The organism is Providencia sp. 2023EL-00965, from assembly GCF_033550225.1.
GTDB classification, from domain to species: domain Bacteria; phylum Pseudomonadota; class Gammaproteobacteria; order Enterobacterales; family Enterobacteriaceae; genus Providencia; species Providencia manganoxydans.
The window spans coordinates 1-822 of sequence record NZ_JAWUEH010000052.1 but is presented as its reverse complement, the minus strand read 5'-3'; the positions used below and the strand labels follow the sequence as shown (position 1 = coordinate 822).

At 41.5% G+C, this 822-nt stretch carries 1 protein-coding gene; it reads right to left on the bottom strand.

Annotation, left to right across the window (positions count from 1 at the left end; all coding sequences use genetic code 11):
- Positions 1-51: 51 nt before the first annotated feature.
- A complete protein-coding gene (locus SC428_RS22095; RefSeq protein ID WP_121875320.1) occupies positions 52-756 on the bottom strand; it encodes an IS6 family transposase in 705 nt (234 codons plus the stop codon).
- Between the last annotated feature and the right edge of the window lie 66 nt (positions 757-822).

Here is an 822-nt window from a genome sequence, read left to right as displayed (position 1 = left end):
GGCTCTGTTGCAAATAGAATCGTGAAGCTGAGCTTTTCCGCTCAAAGTGGATTAAAGTCCGAATACTCTATTCACGAGGCGCACTTCTCCTAACGGTTGGCCATAGTAAAAATGTTCTGCTTGACCTTTGCGAAGCGCACGCATCACCTCAATTCCTTTAATGGTCGCATGTGCTGTTTTAATTGATTTAAACCCTAAGGTGGGATTTATCACGCGCTTCAATTTTCCATGATCACATTCAATGACATTATTGTGAAATTTGATTTGTCGATGTTCTACATGTGTAGGGCATTTTCCTTCTTCTTTGAGAAGGTTAAGCGCTCGGCCATAAGATGCGGCTTTATCTGTATTGATAACCCTGGGGATTTGCCATTTTTTAACGCGATTGAATATTTTTCTTAAAAATCGATAAGCTGCCTTGGTATTACGACGAGGCGAGAGATAAAATTCAATGGTGTACCCTCGGCTATCGACAGCTCGGTAAAGGTACGTCCATTTCCCATTCACTTTGATATAAGTTTCGTCTAAATGCCAATTGTTGAGGTCGGAGGGATTACACCAATACCAACGTAACCGCTTTTCTATTTCTGGTGCATAACGTTGAACCCAGCGATAGATTGTCGTGTGATCTACATTTACACCGCGCTCAGCCAACATTTCCTGAAGTTCTCGGTAACTGATACCGTATTTGCAGTACCAACGTACAGCCCAAAGAATGATAATACCAGTGAAATGACGACCTTTAAATGCATTCACCAAACGGACCTCATTAATGAAATAGTTAATTTAGCATACCGGCTACTTAAACTTTGCAACAGTGCC